The 15,003-nt window shown below is 70.6% G+C and carries 11 protein-coding genes; 1 reads left to right on the forward strand and 10 read right to left on the reverse strand.

The window, feature by feature from the left end; translation table 11 throughout:
* Positions 1-38: 38 nt before the first annotated feature.
* The 9 genes from WQO_RS10690 to rplU all read right to left on the reverse strand — a co-directional run bounded on the left by WQO_RS10690 (position 39) and on the right by rplU (position 12,735).
* Positions 39-530, reverse strand: a complete 492-nt coding sequence (locus WQO_RS10690; RefSeq protein WP_029182532.1) for a hypothetical protein — start codon at positions 528-530, stop codon at positions 39-41.
* Positions 531-657: 127 nt separating this feature from the next.
* On the reverse strand, positions 658-1,812 hold the full coding sequence (gene proB / locus WQO_RS10695) for a glutamate 5-kinase (protein ID WP_010062932.1): 1,155 nt from the start codon (positions 1,810-1,812) through the stop codon (positions 658-660).
* A gap of 192 nt (positions 1,813-2,004) precedes the next feature.
* Complete coding sequence (locus tag WQO_RS10700) at positions 2,005-4,773, reverse strand: CDP-glycerol glycerophosphotransferase family protein (protein ID WP_010062933.1); 2,769 nt, start codon at positions 4,771-4,773, stop codon at positions 2,005-2,007.
* Positions 4,774-4,989: 216 nt separating this feature from the next.
* Positions 4,990-6,228 carry a glycosyltransferase family 2 protein gene (locus WQO_RS10705; RefSeq protein WP_010062934.1) on the reverse strand — a complete coding sequence of 413 codons (1,239 nt, stop codon included), beginning with the start codon at positions 6,226-6,228 and terminating at the stop codon, positions 4,990-4,992.
* Positions 6,229-6,414: 186 nt separating this feature from the next.
* Entirely contained in the window at positions 6,415-8,526 is a 2,112-nt protein-coding gene (locus WQO_RS10710) for a hypothetical protein (RefSeq protein WP_010062935.1), read from the reverse strand.
* 226 nt (positions 8,527-8,752) lie between these two features.
* Complete coding sequence (locus WQO_RS10715) at positions 8,753-10,252, reverse strand: bifunctional cytidylyltransferase/SDR family oxidoreductase (RefSeq protein ID WP_029182535.1); 1,500 nt, start codon at positions 10,250-10,252, stop codon at positions 8,753-8,755.
* Between the two features lie 309 nt (positions 10,253-10,561).
* Positions 10,562-11,998 carry a GTPase ObgE gene (gene obgE / locus WQO_RS10720; RefSeq protein ID WP_010062937.1) on the reverse strand — a complete coding sequence of 479 codons (1,437 nt, stop codon included), beginning with the start codon at positions 11,996-11,998 and terminating at the stop codon, positions 10,562-10,564.
* A gap of 144 nt (positions 11,999-12,142) precedes the next feature.
* The gene (gene rpmA, locus WQO_RS10725) at positions 12,143-12,400 is read right to left on the reverse strand and encodes a 50S ribosomal protein L27 (protein ID WP_006124388.1); all 258 of its coding nucleotides are present in this window, start codon (positions 12,398-12,400) and stop codon (positions 12,143-12,145) included.
* Between the two features lie 14 nt (positions 12,401-12,414).
* Complete coding sequence (rplU, locus tag WQO_RS10730) at positions 12,415-12,735, reverse strand: 50S ribosomal protein L21 (RefSeq protein WP_010062939.1); 321 nt, start codon at positions 12,733-12,735, stop codon at positions 12,415-12,417.
* Between the two features lie 301 nt (positions 12,736-13,036).
* Here rplU and WQO_RS10735 point away from each other — a divergent pair, with 301 nt between their 5' ends.
* A complete protein-coding gene (locus WQO_RS10735) occupies positions 13,037-13,633 on the forward strand; it encodes an acyltransferase (protein WP_010062940.1) in 597 nt (198 codons plus the stop codon).
* 83 nt (positions 13,634-13,716) lie between these two features.
* On the opposite strand, the gene WQO_RS10740 is transcribed toward WQO_RS10735, so the two are convergent.
* A complete protein-coding gene (locus WQO_RS10740; protein WP_010062941.1) occupies positions 13,717-15,000 on the reverse strand; it encodes a nucleotide sugar dehydrogenase in 1,284 nt (427 codons plus the stop codon).
* Positions 15,001-15,003: the final 3 nt, after the last annotated feature.

Below are 15,003 nucleotides of genomic sequence, written 5' to 3' on the forward strand. Positions count from 1 at the left end.
CGGGCCGGACGCCTCCCCCGGAACCGCCGGCGGGGCCGTCAGTAGGGGTGGACGCCCACGGGGGAGGCGGGCGGCGGCCCGTAGCCCTCGGCGACCCGCAGGTGGTAGGTCTCGCGGTCGATGACTTCGAGGCCGACGATCTCCCAGGGCGGGAGCCGGGCGCTGGAGCGGTGCTCGCCCCACAGCCGCAGCGCGACGGCGGCCGCGTCGTGCAGGTCGCGGGCCTCTTCCCAGTAGCGGATCTCCGCGTGGTCGCCCGCGTAACGGCTGGTCAGCAGGAAGGGGTGGTCGTGCGCGAGCTGTTCCAGGCCGCGTCTGATCTCCGCGAGCGGAGTCTCGGTGCCCGACACGCTGAGGGTGATGTGCCAGAGTCTCGACTGCGGGGACTCCTCCTCCGCCGTCGTGACCGGCTCCCGTTCGGCGGTGTCCGACGGAAGGGGATTCCGGTCGAAATCCACCCCCGCTCCGACACTCGTCAGGGCGCGGTTGGCCGTGCCTCGGGGCGGCGCCCCCGGGCGCGCTCGTCTCACCGGCGGCCTCCTGTGGTGTGTTGCTGTCCGGTCCCCTGTTTCCCCACTACAAAGTGGACCAGTCCACAGCCGGGCGTGGGGTGGTTTTGCTGAAGGTCCCCGCCGAAGAGCCGGACTTTCAGCCGTTTCAGGGGGTGAGGCGCGGCGTGAGAATGACCAGATCGTCCCTGTGTACGATCTCGCGCTCGTAGGCGGGTCCCAGTTCACGGGCCAGGTCCCGGGTGGAGCGGCCGAGCAGCTGGGGGATCTCCTTGGCGTCGAAGTTGACGAGTCCGCGGGCGACCGGGGTGCCGTGCGGATCGCGGAGTTCGACCGGGTCGCCGGCGCTGAACTCGCCCTCGACGCCGGAGATTCCGGCGGGCAGCAGCGAGGTGCGCCGTTCCACCACGGCCCGTACGGCGCCGTCGTCGAGGGTGAGCGCGCCCTGCGGGGTGGAGGCGTGGGCCAGCCACAGGAGCCGGTCGGCGGAGCGGCGGCCGGTGCGGTGGAAGTACGTGCCGGTGTCGCGGCCCGCGAGGGCGTCGGCGGCGCGGCTGGCGGAGGTGAGGACGACGGGGACCCCGGCGGCGGTGGCGATGTTGGCGGCCTCGACCTTGGTGACCATGCCGCCGGTGCCCACGCCCGCCTTCCCGGCGCTGCCGATGGTGACGCCGGCCAGGTCGTCGGGGCCGGCGACCTCGGCGATCCGGGAGGCGCCGGGGGTGCCGGGCGGTCCGTCGTAGAGGCCGTCCACGTCGGAGAGCAGGACGAGGAGGTCGGCGTGGACGAGGTGGGCCACGAGGGCGGCGAGCCGGTCGTTGTCGCCGAAGCGGATCTCGTCGGTGGCGACGGTGTCGTTCTCGTTGACGACGGGGACGGCGCCCATCTCCAGGAGCTTGTCCAGGGTGCTGTAGGCGTTGCGGTAGTGGCCGCGGCGGCTGGTGTCGTCGGCGGTGAGGAGGACCTGTCCCACGCGGACGCCGTAGCGGGCGAAGGAGGCGGTGTAGCGGGCGACGAGGAGTCCCTGGCCGACGCTGGCGGCCGCCTGCTGGCGGGCCAGGTCCTTGGGCCGGCGGACGAGGCCGAGCGGGGCGAGTCCGGCGGCGATGGCTCCGCTGGAGACGAGGACGACCTCGCGTTCGCCGCCGTCCCTGACCTTGGCCAGGACGTCGACGAGGGCGTCGACCCGGTCGGCGTCGAGGCCGCCGGAGGCGGTGGTGAGCGAGGAGGAGCCGACCTTGACGACGACTCTGCGGGCGCCGGTCACCGCCGACTCGCGGTGCGACGGCCTCTGCTCTGCCACGTGCTTCCTCGCTCTGGATCGCCCCGGTGTCCGACGGGAGCGTCGCAGCCGGTCGCCCGGTGCCGCCCCCGGCACGTCACAGTACGCGAGCGGCCGCCTCCGCCGCCTGCCCGTTCCGCTCGGTGGACGTCCGGCGCGGGGCCGGCGTCCGGTGGGCGGGGTGCGGGCGGGTGGCGGGGGCGGCCGGTGGGCTCAGCTCTGCTGCTCGTCCTTGACGGCGAGCATCCGGTCGACGACCCGGGCGGAGGCGCGGCCGTCGGAGGGCTCGCAGAAGTCGACCCGGAACTGGGCGTACTTCTCCTTGTACTCCTCGCTGACCGCGTCGATGTTCCGGATCGCGGAGACCAGGTCCTCGGAGGTCTTGATCAGCGGGCCGGGGGCGCGGGAGGTGAAGTCGAAGTAGAAGCCGCGCAGGGTGTCGCGGTAGTGCTCCAGGTCGTACGTGAAGAAGAGCATCGGACGCCCGGAGTGCGCGAAGTCGAACAGCACCGAGGAGTAGTCCGTGATCATCACGTCGGCGATCAGGTAGAGGTCGGCGATGTCCGGGTAGTACGTGACGTCGTAGACGAAGCCCTGTCCGGCGCCGGGGATGGAGTCGAGGACCTTGTGGTGCTTGCGGTAGAGCAGCACGTGGTCCTCGCCGAGTTCGCGCCGGGCGGCCTCGACGTCGATCTTGTTGTCGAGCTTGAAGCGGCGTCCGCCGTAGCGCTGGTCGTCGCGCCAGGTGGGCGCGTACAGGACGACCTTCTTGCCCGCGGGGATGCCGAGCTTCTCCCGTACGGCCGCGGCGCGCTTGACGCGGTCCGGGGCGTGGAAGACGTCGTTGCGCGGGTAGCCCGCCTCCAGGACCTCGCACTGGAGGCGGAAGGAGTTGGTCATGATCGGGGTGGTGAAGGCGTTCGGTGTGATGAACAGGCTGTACTGGCGCGAGCGCTGCGGGAGGCTCGCGATGTAGGCGAGGTTCGCCTTGGGGGTGCCGAGGAGGTCGGCGCCGATGCGCTTGAGCGGCGTGCCGTGCCAGGTCTGGACGACCACCTGGCCCTCGCGGCGGACGAACCACTCGCGGATGCCGCCGTTGGTGACGACGTACCGGCTGCGGGCCAGTGCCTCGTACCACTCCTCGCTGCCCCACTCGACGCCCCGCACACCGGGCGGCAGCACGACCTGCTGGTCGTGGACCATCGCGATGTGTTCGACCTCGGTGCCGCGGCGCTTGAGCTCCTCGTAGACGGCGCGGGGCGAGTCGGAGAACTGCTTGCCGCCGAAGCTGTTGTAGAGCACGGCTTCGCGCAGCGGCAGCTTGCGCTGCTCGGGGGTGTAGACGTCGCGCATCAGGCGCTGGCGGTAGGCGCCGCGCAGCTCCGGGCCGAGGACCGGGCCGGACTCCACGAAGATCCGGTCGAAGTCGACCCGCTCGACGGTGTACGTGCGGTGCTCACCCCGGTGGGCCAGCGGGAGTGTGCCGATGAGGTCGGGGCGGACGGTGACCGGCAGGTCGCGGGTGTGGTCCCACTCGGTGGTGCGGCGCAGCCGCGGCATCCAGCGGCCGGCGCGCAGCGGGACGGTGCCCTCGTAGGTGGGCATGGTGTCCGGGCGCAGCCGGGCGGTGAAGCGGCCGTCGGCGAACTCGACGGGCAGCGGGCGGTCCTCGTTGCGGCCGGTGTGGCGCAGGACCATCTTCATCTGCTCGGCGGGGCCGGTGTAGACGCCGGTCAGGACCAGTTCGCCGTCGGCGCTCCACTCGACGCCGTCGACGACCGGCTGGACCGTGCGGACCTGCGGGGTGAAGTTGCCCGCGCCGTCGGTGAGGATCGCCAGCTCGCGGCCCTCGGGAAGTGGGTGTACGCCGGTGACGGGGCCGGTGCCGGTGGTGGCGCGGCGGGTGGTGCCGTCGGCGAAGACGATGAGCGTGCGGTACTTGACGGCCTTGCCGGGCCGTACGCCGTCGACGGGCAGATCGGCCAGGGGCAGCCGGGCGGTGTGGCGGAGCCAGCCGTCGGCGCCGGTCTCGCCCTGCTGGAGCGGGAGGTCGGTGGCGAAGCCGCTGGGCTCGTGGTCGATGCGCAGGGCGGTGGGGTACTTGCCCGCGGGGGTGGTGACGCGGGAGCGCAGGGTGACGGCGAGGGTGTCGCCGTCGGCTTCCTGGGCGACGATCTCGGCCGGGACGACGTCGACGGACAGCCTCAGCCGGTTGCGGTCGAAGCCGGCGACGAGGCGGACGCCGTCGTCGAGGGTCCGGGTGAGGCTGTGTCCGGCCGCGCCCGCGTTGTTCTTGGTGATGCTGCCGACCGACATGCCGCCGGGGCGCGGGATGCCGACGCCCAGGCGCCAGGTGCCGGGCTGCCACTGGCCGCGTACCCGGAGGCGGGCCGGGTCGACGGCGATCTCGAAGCCGGACCAGTCGTAGTTGTGCAGGGCGCCCTTGGCCTCGGCGGTGGCGCGGGGCTCGACGACCGTACGCAGCCGCAGCGGAAGGGTGGAGCGGCTGCCCTGGCGGCGGAGCACGGCGACGCGCAGCGAGCGCTTTCCGGTGGCCGAGGGGACGTTGGGGATGTAGGCGTAGCCCTTGATCTGGAGCTTGCCGTCCTCCCAGGCGAGGCCGAGGAGCTTGCCGCGTACGGGGAGTTCGCTGCGGTTGAAGTTGCGCACGGAGGAGGGGAGCGAGGAGCTCTCGACGCCGGGCAGCTCGATACGGGCGCGCCGCAGGCCGCGGACGGAGAAGGCGCCCGGGTTCTCGCGCTCGTAGTGCAGCAGGTCGACGAGTTCGTCGCCGCGCCCGCTGGCCGCCAGGTGCCACTTGACCCGGGCCATCGGGGAGAACTGGCGTACGACCTTCGGGGCGGCACGGGCCAGGAAGTCCTTGGCCTGCCGGTGGAATTCGGGGCGCTCCTCGACCGGAGTCTCCGGGAAGTACTTCATGAGCCGACTGAGCTCGTCGGGGACCGCTTCGAGGGACGCCACGGGGGGAAGGCCTTTCCGGGGGACGTGCAGATCATGAACCCCAGGAAGACGGGGCGTTAATGAGACGTGTTCAACGGTCTCATGGTTGCCCCACAGTATGACGTGACACCCCTCACAGGACGAACTCTCCCCGGGCGGCGCCCAGCACGGGAAGGCTTGTTCGAGGGCTGACCGGAGCTCCGGCGAGGGCTCCCCCGCGAGCCCTCGAACTCCTGGTCAGACGCGGTGTGCTCGGGGGGCGCGCAGGGCGCTGAGCACGGTCCGGCGGGCCTTGCGGACCACACGCCGGGCGAAGGAGGGACGGGCCTTGTGCTGCGGCGCCTCGATCCGCCGTCCGCCGACCCATTCCGTGACGGTCACCTCGTAAGCGCTGTCGGGGAGCACGGAGCTCTCGCCGAAGTGCGGGTAGGCGAGGTGCGGACGGGGCGGGTTTCCCCGGCGGACGATCTCGGGCTCCTTCTTGTCGCGCAGGAAGGCGGCGATGTCCAGGAGCAGGTCGAGCCGGCCCGCGGCGAGGCACATCAGCCGCAGCCGTTCGTTCACCTTGAGGTTGCGGCCGAGTCCCGGCGTCCAGTACGCCTTCATCAGAGGCGCCGCGAGCGCCATCTTCCGCTCGTGGACCTTGGCCTTCTGCTTCACCAGTCCGGGGCCGAACTGCGGCAGCAGGGTGATGACGAAGGGGCGCACCATCAAGGCGTCGCGCCGGGGGCCCGGGGGCACGTACTCGGCGATGAGCCCCATGAGGGCGCGGGCCGAGTCGAAGCGACGCTCGAAGCCGCCCTTCTTGGTCATCTGGTTGCGGTCCTCGCGGCCCACCAGGTAGTAGCAGGTGTAGTCGGCGACGACGGAGATCCCGTTGCCGCGCAGATACGCCTCCATCGTGAACAGGGCGTCCTCGCCCGTCTTGAGCTTCTCGTCGAAGGCCATGCCGAGGCGTACGAGGAGGTCGCGCCGGAACAGCTTCTGCGCGCTCAGGGTGAACTTGATGTTGGAGGAGTACAGGTCGGCGCGCTCGACGGTCTCTTTCCACATCGACTTCGCGGCACCGCGGTTGACGCCGACGATCTTCCCGAGCACCACGTCCGTGCCCGCCCGGTCCCCCATGGCGACCATGCGCTCCAGGGCTTCCTCGCCGAAGTAGTCGTCCGCGTCGAGGAAGAAGACGTACCGGCCGCGGGCGAGGTCGAGGCCCCGGTTGCGCGGGCCGCTGGGTCCGCCGGAATTCGGCTGCCGGACGACTCTCATGGGGATCGCGGTACGGGCGGCGAATTCCTCCAGGCAGGCGCCCGTGCCGTCGGTGGAGCCGTCGTCGATGGCGACGATCTCCATGCGGTCCGCGCCGATGGTCTGCGCCTCGACGGACTCCAGGCACCGGACCAGGTAGGGCATCGCGTCATACGCCCCGATGATCACACTGACATCGGGCTCGTGGTTCTTCCTGGGCATGTCGGCCATGTGCACCTGTCGATTTGATCACGAAAGGAGGCAGATTGCCCGACTATGCACTTTTTATGCATCAACATGCCGAACGACCCGTACATCCCTCCCTTAGGAGAGACGTACGGGTCGCGATCGGGGTTGCCTTGCTTTTCAGCCAGTTCGATCAGGCGTACGGCGTGCGACTGTGCGATTGCACGGCGCTCAGCGCACGGACGAGGCCCCCTCGCTGAGAGCGGCCTTCGCCTCGCCTTCGGCCGCGTCGGCCTCCGGAGCGTCCGGGTCCGCCGTGGCGTCGGCCTCGACGGCCGCCTGCGGATCGCCGGTCCCGACGCCGCTGGTGACGGCCTCCGCGTCCGGCACCGCCACGGCCTGCTCACCGATCCGCTGGGCGACGGCCAGGTTACGGGCCTCGGCCTTGGCCGCCAGCGCCCGTACGGCGGCGTTGAACTGCTCCATGGAGGTCGGCTCGTCCGGCCCCAGGAGGTAGGTCTTCAGCTCGCGGCGGGCATCCGCCAGCGTGTCCGCCGCCGGGTCGGCCACCGCGGCCAGCAGCGCGTCGAGCTCCTCGGCGCCGTTGGACAGGATGACCGCGGCGCGCACCGCGGTGTTCTGCCGCCTGAACTCCTCGGTCCCGAGCGCGGCCGAGTCGGTGACCGCGTACGGCTTGCCGCTCGCGATGAAGTCGGAGACCACACTGGAGATGTCCGAAACCATGGCGTCGGACTCGTTGAAGCAGTCGTACAGCTTGGGCTGTGCGCCGGTCACCGTACGGTGCTCCCACCAGCCGAAGGAGCGCCAGTAGGCGTCGTTCCAATCGGCCCTCAGGCGTACGGTCTCCGCCTCGCGGACCGGGTCGGCGAGCGAGAGCCGCGACTCCTCCGCGTCGTCGCCGGCCGGACGGCCGGTGGCCGCGAGCTGCGCGAGCCGCGCCTCGATCCGGGCGAGCTCGGCCTTGGCGGCGCTCTGCGCGGCGGCGGCCGACGAGGCCTCCTCCGCCCAGCGGGGCTCCGCCGCGCGCTCGGCGGCGGCCTTCTCCAGCATGGCCCGGATCCGGGCGTTGACGGCCTTGGCCTTGGCGCTGCGGATGCCGGTGAACGGGTGCGGCTTGTAGATGATCCGGACCGGGTCGGCGGCGTTCAGCAGCCGGCGCACGATGTTCTCGCCCGCCAGCAGCAGGGAGGTGTTGCCCGGGTTGTCGTCCCAGCCCTCCCAGGTGGGCGCGTACAGCACGGTCGGGATGGGGTTCTTGACCGTGCCCGTCCAGCTCTTGATGGGCTCCAGCTGCGGGCGCCCGACCTCGACGATGTCCTCGTCGCGGATCCCCACATCGGCCAGCGCGTACCGGTCACGGCCGGCCCGGCCCGCCGTCCACACCTCGTCGTACACCTTGGAGTAGGGGTTCACGCTGGCGAGCTTGTCGCTGTCGCCGTGGCCGATGAAGACGTGCTTCATGGTCGGGACGCGCAGGATGTGGATGTTCTTGCCCACGTTCGCGGGGTAGAGGCAGACCCGCACCGTGGAGAGGTCCAGGTTCATCAGGTGGGTCCCCGCCGGGACGCAGATCACCGGGACCGAGGTCTCGGCGAGCTGCGGGACGAGACCGCGCTCCCGCATGACGATCAGCGGGCGGCCCTCGACCCGGCTCATGGTCTCCAGCCACATGTTGCCCTGGTAGGCGGACTCGTTGGAGCCGGAGAAGTAGAGCACCACGGTCGGCTGGTACTCACGCAGCCAGCTGTCGACGGCCTTGAGCACGGCGGGGGCCGGAGGAGCCAGCCGGCCGCGGCGCACGTACGGGACGAGCAGCGCGAGGTAGAGCAGGGCCAGCAGCAGCGTCAGGGCGATGCCCACGTAGCCGATGACGTTCTCACCGGTCCCGGCGGCGATCAGCACGCCCACCACGGCCGGAATGTCGAGGTGCAGCATCTTCTCCGCGGAGCGCCGCATCAGCGCGCCGGGCGGGGCGTCGGGAATGCGGACCGCGTGCAGGTCCACGTTGCGGGTGACGACCGGCATGGTGCGGCGGAGCCGGATCAGGGTCGCCATGGCCCCGTGCGGCGCCTGGAGCCCGTAGAAGACCAGGAAGCAGGCCACCGCCGCGTAGAACAGCGGCGACTCGGCGAGGTCCAGGCGGGCCAGCAGCAGGATGACCATCAGCTGCCGGAGCAGGAAGCGGATCGACAGCCCGGCCCGCACCTTGCCGAGCCGGTTGATCAGATAGCTCCCCCGCTGGTGCAGATACCAGTCCGCGACATAGGTGACAGCTGTGGCCGCCGCGAAGAACCAGACGTTCGGAATGAGCGCGGCGAGCATGACGCAGGGATATCCCAGCCCCATCAACACTGCTGCCGCCAGTTCTGACCTGCTGCCCACACGGGCCAGGCGAATGGCTGTCGAGATCACGAAGAACCTGCTCCAGGGGGTGCCGGTTGATTCACGTATTGGCGGAAATGTGAAGGTGCGGCTTCACGCATTCGGGCCTCTGTCATCGCGGAAAGCGATGAACAGAGGCCCGGAAAAGCACATTTGTCAAGAATTATTACACATCTGCTTGACGGTCCAGCACGGAGGCCAGGGCCTGCTCGAAGCCCGAGGACTCGGCGGCGCCCGCCGTCGGGTCCTGCTGCCGAACGTCGATGACATGGCCGGTCAGCTCGGAGAGCAGGACGTCCAGCGAGGTGCGCGCGACGGCCTCCGAGGAGAGCAGGGAGCCCTCGGGCTCCTGGCCGAACGCCTTGGTCCGCATCGGGGTCGCGGTGCGCTCCGGGTTCACACAGTTGACCCGGATGCCCTCGCCCGCCCACTCGTCGGCGAGCGCCTGGGTGAGGTTGACCATGGCGGCCTTGGTGGAGGAGTAGAGGCTGTACTCGGCACGGCCCCGGGTGTAGCTGCTGGAGGTGTAGAGCAGCAACTGGCCCTGGGTCTCCGCCAGGTACTTGTACGAGGCGCGCGCGATCTGCACGGGGGCCAGGTAGTTGACGTTCAGCGCTTCCTGGATCGTCGTGTTGTCGGTCTCGGCCAGCTTGCCGATCCGCAGCACGCCCGCGGTGTTGATGACGTAGTCGATCCGGCCGGTCTCGCCGTACGCCTTGGAGAGCGCGTCGTCGACGTGCTCCGGGTTCTCCACGTGCGTTCCCGTGGTGGAGCGGCCCAGCGCGTAGACCTTGGCGCCGTAGCTCTCGGCGAGGGCGGCGATGTCGGCGCCGATGCCGTACGAACCGCCGAAGACCACGAGGGTCTTGCCGGTGAGCAGCTCGCGGTAGGCGGCCTCGTCGGCCTGGCGCGGGGCGGCGGTGGAGGCCAGCTGGAAGAGCTTGTCGGTGATGAAGACGTCGACCGGCTGGGTCACCTTCATGTTGTACTCGTCGCCCGCTACCACGTAGATCGGCACGTCGGGGAGGTACTTGAGGACCACCGAACAGTCGTCGGTGGCCTGGAAGTTGGGGTCCCCCGCCGCGACTTCGTACGCCTTGCGGATCGTGGAGAGCTTGAAGGCCTGCGGCGTCTGGCCGCGGCGCAGCCGGGAGCGGTCGGGCACGTCGGTGATGAACTCGCCGTCCTCACCGTGCGTACGCGTCACGATGATCGTGTCCGCGGACGGGATGGCGACGTCGACGGCCTGGTAGCGCTCCAGCGCGTCGACACAGTCCGTGATCACACGCTGTGACAGCAGGGGGCGGACCGCGTCATGGAAGAGGACGTTGCGGTCCTCGCCCTCGGCGAGACCCTCGCCGAGGGCCGCGATGGCGCGCTCGGTGGTCTCGTTGCGGGTGGTGCCGCCCTCGATGATCCGGGTGACCTTGCGCAGTCCGGCCTTCGCGACGATCTTCTCGACGTCGGGGACGAAACCGGGCGCCATCAGCACGATGACGTCGTCGATGCCCTCGGCGTTCTCGAAGATGGTCAGCGTGTGCTCGATGACGGCCTTGCCGGCGATCTTCAGCAGCTGCTTGGGGATCGAGAGGCCGACGCGCTGGCCGGTGCCACCGGCGAGTACGACCGCTGTGGTCCGGGGCTTGGCTTCATGCGGCACAGACACAGACGACCTACCTTGCTATGACGGGGGAACAGTGTGATGGTCGCACTCTCCGTGACCGTCTCGCAAGGTGGACGTCGTCCGTCGCTCGCCCCGCGGAAACCCGCAGTTCACCCTCTGGCCAGGGAGGTTGGGCGCTGCCGAGGTGACACCCGGGGTGACCGACCCCACAGATGTGTTGCTCAATCCGCACATCTGCAGCACGTTCACCCGGCGTGACCGGCGGAAACCGCCTGCGCCCGGCCCCGAGGCTACCGGACGACCCGCCTCCGCAGAGACGGGCCACCGGTCACGGCCCTGGAAGGGATGCGGCTAGAAGGGGTCGAACTCGTCGTATTCCTTCTGCGCGTCGTCGCGTTCGGCCTCGCGATCCCTGCGGCGCTGCGCCGCGGGGCGCGGGGCCTCCATGCGGTGGTCCTCGCCGCGGCGGCCGAGCATCTCCGCACCGGACTGCATGGTCGGCTCCCAGTCGAAGACGACCGCGTTGTCCTCGGGGCCGATCGCGACACCGTCGCCGGCCCGGGCGCCCGCCTTGACAAGTTCGTCCTCGACCCCGAGGCGGTTGAGCCGGTCGGCGAGGTAGCCGACGGCCTCGTCGTTGTTGAAGTCGGTCTGGCGCACCCAGCGCTCGGGCTTCTCGCCGCGCACCCGGTAGAGGTCCTCGCCCTCGGCGGTGACCGTGAAGCCCGCGTCGTCGACGGCCTTCGGGCGGATGACGATGCGGGTCGCCTCCTCCTTGGGCTTGGTGGCACGCGCCTCGGCGATGATCCCGGCGAGCGCGTAGCTCAGCTCGTTGAGCCCCTTGTGGGCGATCGCGGAGACCTCGAAGACACGGTAGCCGCGCGCCTCCAGGTCGGGGCGGATCATGTCGGCGAGGTCCTGGCCGTCGGGGATGTCGACCTTGTTGAGGGCGACGATGCGGGGCCGGTCCTCCAGGCCGCCGTACTGGCGCAGCTCCTCCTCGATGATGTCGAGGTCGGAGACGGGGTCGCGGTCGGACTCCAGGGTGGCGGTGTCCAGGACGTGCACGAGCACCGAGCAGCGCTCGACGTGGCGCAGGAACTCCAGGCCGAGGCCCTTGCCCTGGCTGGCGCCGGGGATGAGGCCCGGGACGTCGGCGATGGTGTAGACGGTCGAACCGGCGGTGACGACGCCGAGGTTCGGTACGAGGGTGGTGAACGGGTAGTCCGCGATCTTCGGCTTGGCCGCGGAGAGCACCGAGATCAGCGAGGACTTGCCCGCGCTCGGGTAGCCGACGAGGGCCACGTCGGCGACGGTCTTGAGCTCCAGGACGATGTCGCGGCTCTCGCCCGGCTCGCCGAGCAGCGCGAAGCCGGGGGCCTTGCGGCGGGCCGAGGCCAGTGCGGCGTTGCCGAGGCCGCCACGGCCGCCCTGACCGGCCACGAAGGTGGTGCCCTGGCCGATGAGGTCGGCGAGGACGTTCCCGGCCTTGTCGAGGACGACGGTGCCGTCGGGGACGGGCAGGACCAGGTCCTGGCCGTCCTTGCCGGAGCGGTTGTCGCCGGCGCCGGGCTGGCCGTTGGTGGCCTTGCGGTGGGGGTGGTGGTGGTAGTCGAGCAGCGTGGTCACGGACTGCTCGACGACGAGGATCACGTCGCCGCCGCGGCCGCCGTTGCCCCCGTCGGGGCCGCCCAGCGGCTTGAACTTCTCACGGTGTACGGAGGCGCAGCCGTGGCCTCCGTTACCCGCGGCGGCATGCAGCTCGACGCGGTCCACGAAGGTGGTCATGGTGGGTGCCTCCAGGTACAGCGGAAAATGCGGAATTGTCTCTGTCGTAACACGCCGAGGGCGGACCCGCTTCCCCGTTCACCGGGAAAGCTGAGATCCGCCCTCGGAAGGTGCTGTGTGTCGTTCTGCGCGCGTCGAGAGGACTCAGACGGCGAGCGGAACGATGTTCACGACCTTGCGGCCGCGGTGCGTGCCGAACTCCACCGCACCGGCGGTCAGCGCGAACAGCGTGTCGTCGCCGCCACGGCCGACGCCCGCGCCGGGGTGGAAGTGGGTGCCGCGCTGGCGGACCAGGATCTCACCGGCGTTGACGGCCTGACCGCCGAAGCGCTTCACGCCGAGCCGCTGAGCATTGGAATCGCGCCCGTTCCGAGTGGACGATGCGCCCTTCTTGTGTGCCATGTGTTCTCAGTCCCTTACTTCGCAGCCGTGGGGATACCGGTGACCTTGATCGCCGTGTACTGCTGGCGGTGACCCTGGCGGCGGCGGTAGCCGGTCTTGTTCTTGTAGCGAAGGATGTCGATCTTCGCGCCCTTGTGGTGGTCCACGATCTCGGCCGTGACCTTGATGCCGTCCAGCACCCACGGGTCGCTGGTGACCGCGTCACCGTCGACAACGAGCAGGGTCGAGAGCTCGACCGTGTCGCCAACCTTGGCAGTGGAAATCTTGTCAACCTCAACGATGTCGCCGACAGCAACCTTGTGCTGGCGACCACCGCTGCGCACGATGGCGTACACGCGGATCTCTCTCTCGCTCGGAACGGAACCCCTGATGCCAGCCGCCCGCACGGGCCGGGGCCCGTGTCGATCCGGAAGGATGAGCGGCCTCTCCTGGCGGACGGCGCGAACACCGACCGTTACCGGGAGGGATGTGCTCAGGGGTAGGCGCGTTAAGGAAACACACCGAGGGTCAAGGTTACGGGGCCGGGGTGTGGGGGTCAAACCGGGTCGAGGGACCGGAGACGGGACCCGCGGGCCGGGGCCGGCGAGCCGCCCGCCTTATGCTTTCCGGGCGCATCAGCTCTCCGAAAGGCATGCCGTGAACTACAGGGTCCAGCCCACCGCCCAGGTCGACGAGACCGCCGAGATCGGGGACGGCTCCAGTGTCTGGGAGCTGGCGCAGATCCGTGAGGGAGCGAAGCTCGGCGAGGGCTGCGTCGTCGGCCGCGGCGCGTACGTCGGCACCGGCGTGCGCATCGGTGACAACGTGAAGCTGCAGAACTACGCCCTCGTGTACGAGCCCGCCGAGCTCGGCGACGGTGTCTTCGTCGGCCCCGCCGTCGTCCTCACGAACGACCACAACCCGCGGTCGGTCGACCCGGACGGCAAGCAGAAGCGCGGCGGCGACTGGGAGGCGGTCGGCGTGAAGGTCGCCGAGGGCGCCTCCCTCGGCGCACGCTCGGTCTGCGTCGCGCCGGTCCGTATCGGCCGGTGGGCGATGGTCGCGGCCGGCGCCGTGGTCACCAAGGACGTGCCGGACTTCGCCCTGGTCGTCGGCGTGCCCGCGCGGCGGATCGGCTGGGTCGGACGGGCCGGAGTACGCCTGACCGAGCGGACGGACGAGCCGGGCGTGTGGGAGTGCCCGCAGAGCGGGACGCTGTACGGCGAGAAGGACGGCGTGCTGTCCGAGCGCTGAGATACGCCTCCGCGACATCACGGAGCACACGGTGAGGGCGGGCGTCCGGTCGGACGCCCGCCCTCACCGTGTCTTCGGACGGCTCAGCCGCCGATGACGACGCGGCGCACGCCCGCCCAGTTGGCCGGGTCCGTCGTGCGGCGGCCGTCGACCAGGACGCGGACGTCCGGGAGGTCGGCGGCGGACAGCTCGCGGTACTCGGCGTGGTCGGCCTGGAGGACCGCGGCGGTGACGGCCTGGCCCTCGTGCGGGACGAGGCCCAGCGCGGTCAGCTCCTCGGAGGTGTACATCGGGTCCGAGACGAACGGCACCGCGCCCCGCGCCTTCAGCGCCTCGACGACGCCGAAGACACCGGAGAACGCGGTCTCCTTGACGCCGCCGCGGTAGGCCGCGCCCAGCACCACGACCCCGACGCCGTCCAGGTCGCCGTAGGCGGCGGCCAGCAGGTCGACGGCGTAGGCGGGCATCGCGGCGTTGGCCTCGCGGGCCGAACGCACGACGGTCGCCTCCGGGTCGTTCCACAGGTACATCCGCGGGTAGATCGGGATGCAGTGGCCGCCCACGGCGATGCCGGGCTGGTGGATGTGGCTGTAGGGCTGGCTGTTGCAGGCCTCGATGACCTTCTTGACGTCGATGTCGTGTCGGTCGGCGAACCGGGCGAACTGGTTGGCCAGACCGATGTTGACGTCGCGGTAGGTGGTCTCGGCGAGCTTCGCCAGCTCGGAGGCCTCCGCCGTACCGAGGTCCCAGACACCGTTCGGGCGGGGCAGGTCCTCGCGCTCGTCGAAGTCGAGGACGGCCTCGTAGAAGGCGACGCCCGCGGCGGAGGACGCCTCGTCGATACCGCCGACGAGCTTGGGGTAGCGGCGCAGGTCGGCGAAGACCCGGCCGGTGAGCACCCGCTCCGGCGAGAAGACCAGGTGGAAGTCCTCGCCGGGGGTCAGGCCCGAGCCCTCGGCCAGCATCGGGGCCCAGCGGGTACGGGTGGTGCCGACCGGGAGCGTGGTCTCGTAGCTGACCAGGGTGCCGGGCTTGAGGCCGGCCGCGATGGCCTTCGTGGCGGCGTCCATCCAGCCGAAGTCCGGGGTGCCCTCGGCGTCCACGAAGAGCGGGACGACGACCACGACGGCGTCGGACGCGGCGACCGCGGCCGTGGTGTTCGTCGTCGCGGAGAGCAGACCCGCGCCGACCGTCTCCTTCAGCTTGACGTCCAGGTCGTGCTCGCCGGGGAACGGCTCGGTGGCCGCGTTGACGAGTTCGACCACCTTCTCGTTGACGTCCGCGCCGATGACCTTGTGGCCCTTGGCGGCGAACTGCACGGCGAGCGGAAGCCCGATCTTGCCGAGCGCGACTACACAGATGTTCATCGG

The sequence above is a fragment of the Streptomyces globisporus C-1027 genome (assembly GCF_000261345.2).
GTDB lineage: Bacteria > Actinomycetota > Actinomycetes > Streptomycetales > Streptomycetaceae > Streptomyces > Streptomyces pakalii.

Bases quoted from the DNA above. Each gene is read 5' to 3' on its own strand.
- WQO_RS10705 (WP_010062934.1), bottom strand. From the start codon at position 6,228: ATGGCCGACATGCCCAGGAAGAACCACGAGCCCGATGTCAGTGTGATC.
- WQO_RS10710 (WP_010062935.1), bottom strand. From the start codon at position 8,526: ATGCTCGCCGCGCTCATTCCGAACGTCTGGTTCTTCGCGGCGGCCACA.
- obgE (WP_010062937.1), bottom strand. From the start codon at position 11,998: ATGACCACCTTCGTGGACCGCGTCGAGCTGCATGCCGCCGCGGGTAAC.
- rpmA (WP_006124388.1), bottom strand. From the start codon at position 12,400: ATGGCACACAAGAAGGGCGCATCGTCCACTCGGAACGGGCGCGATTCC.
- WQO_RS10740 (WP_010062941.1), bottom strand. From the start codon at position 15,000: ATGAACATCTGTGTAGTCGCGCTCGGCAAGATCGGGCTTCCGCTCGCC.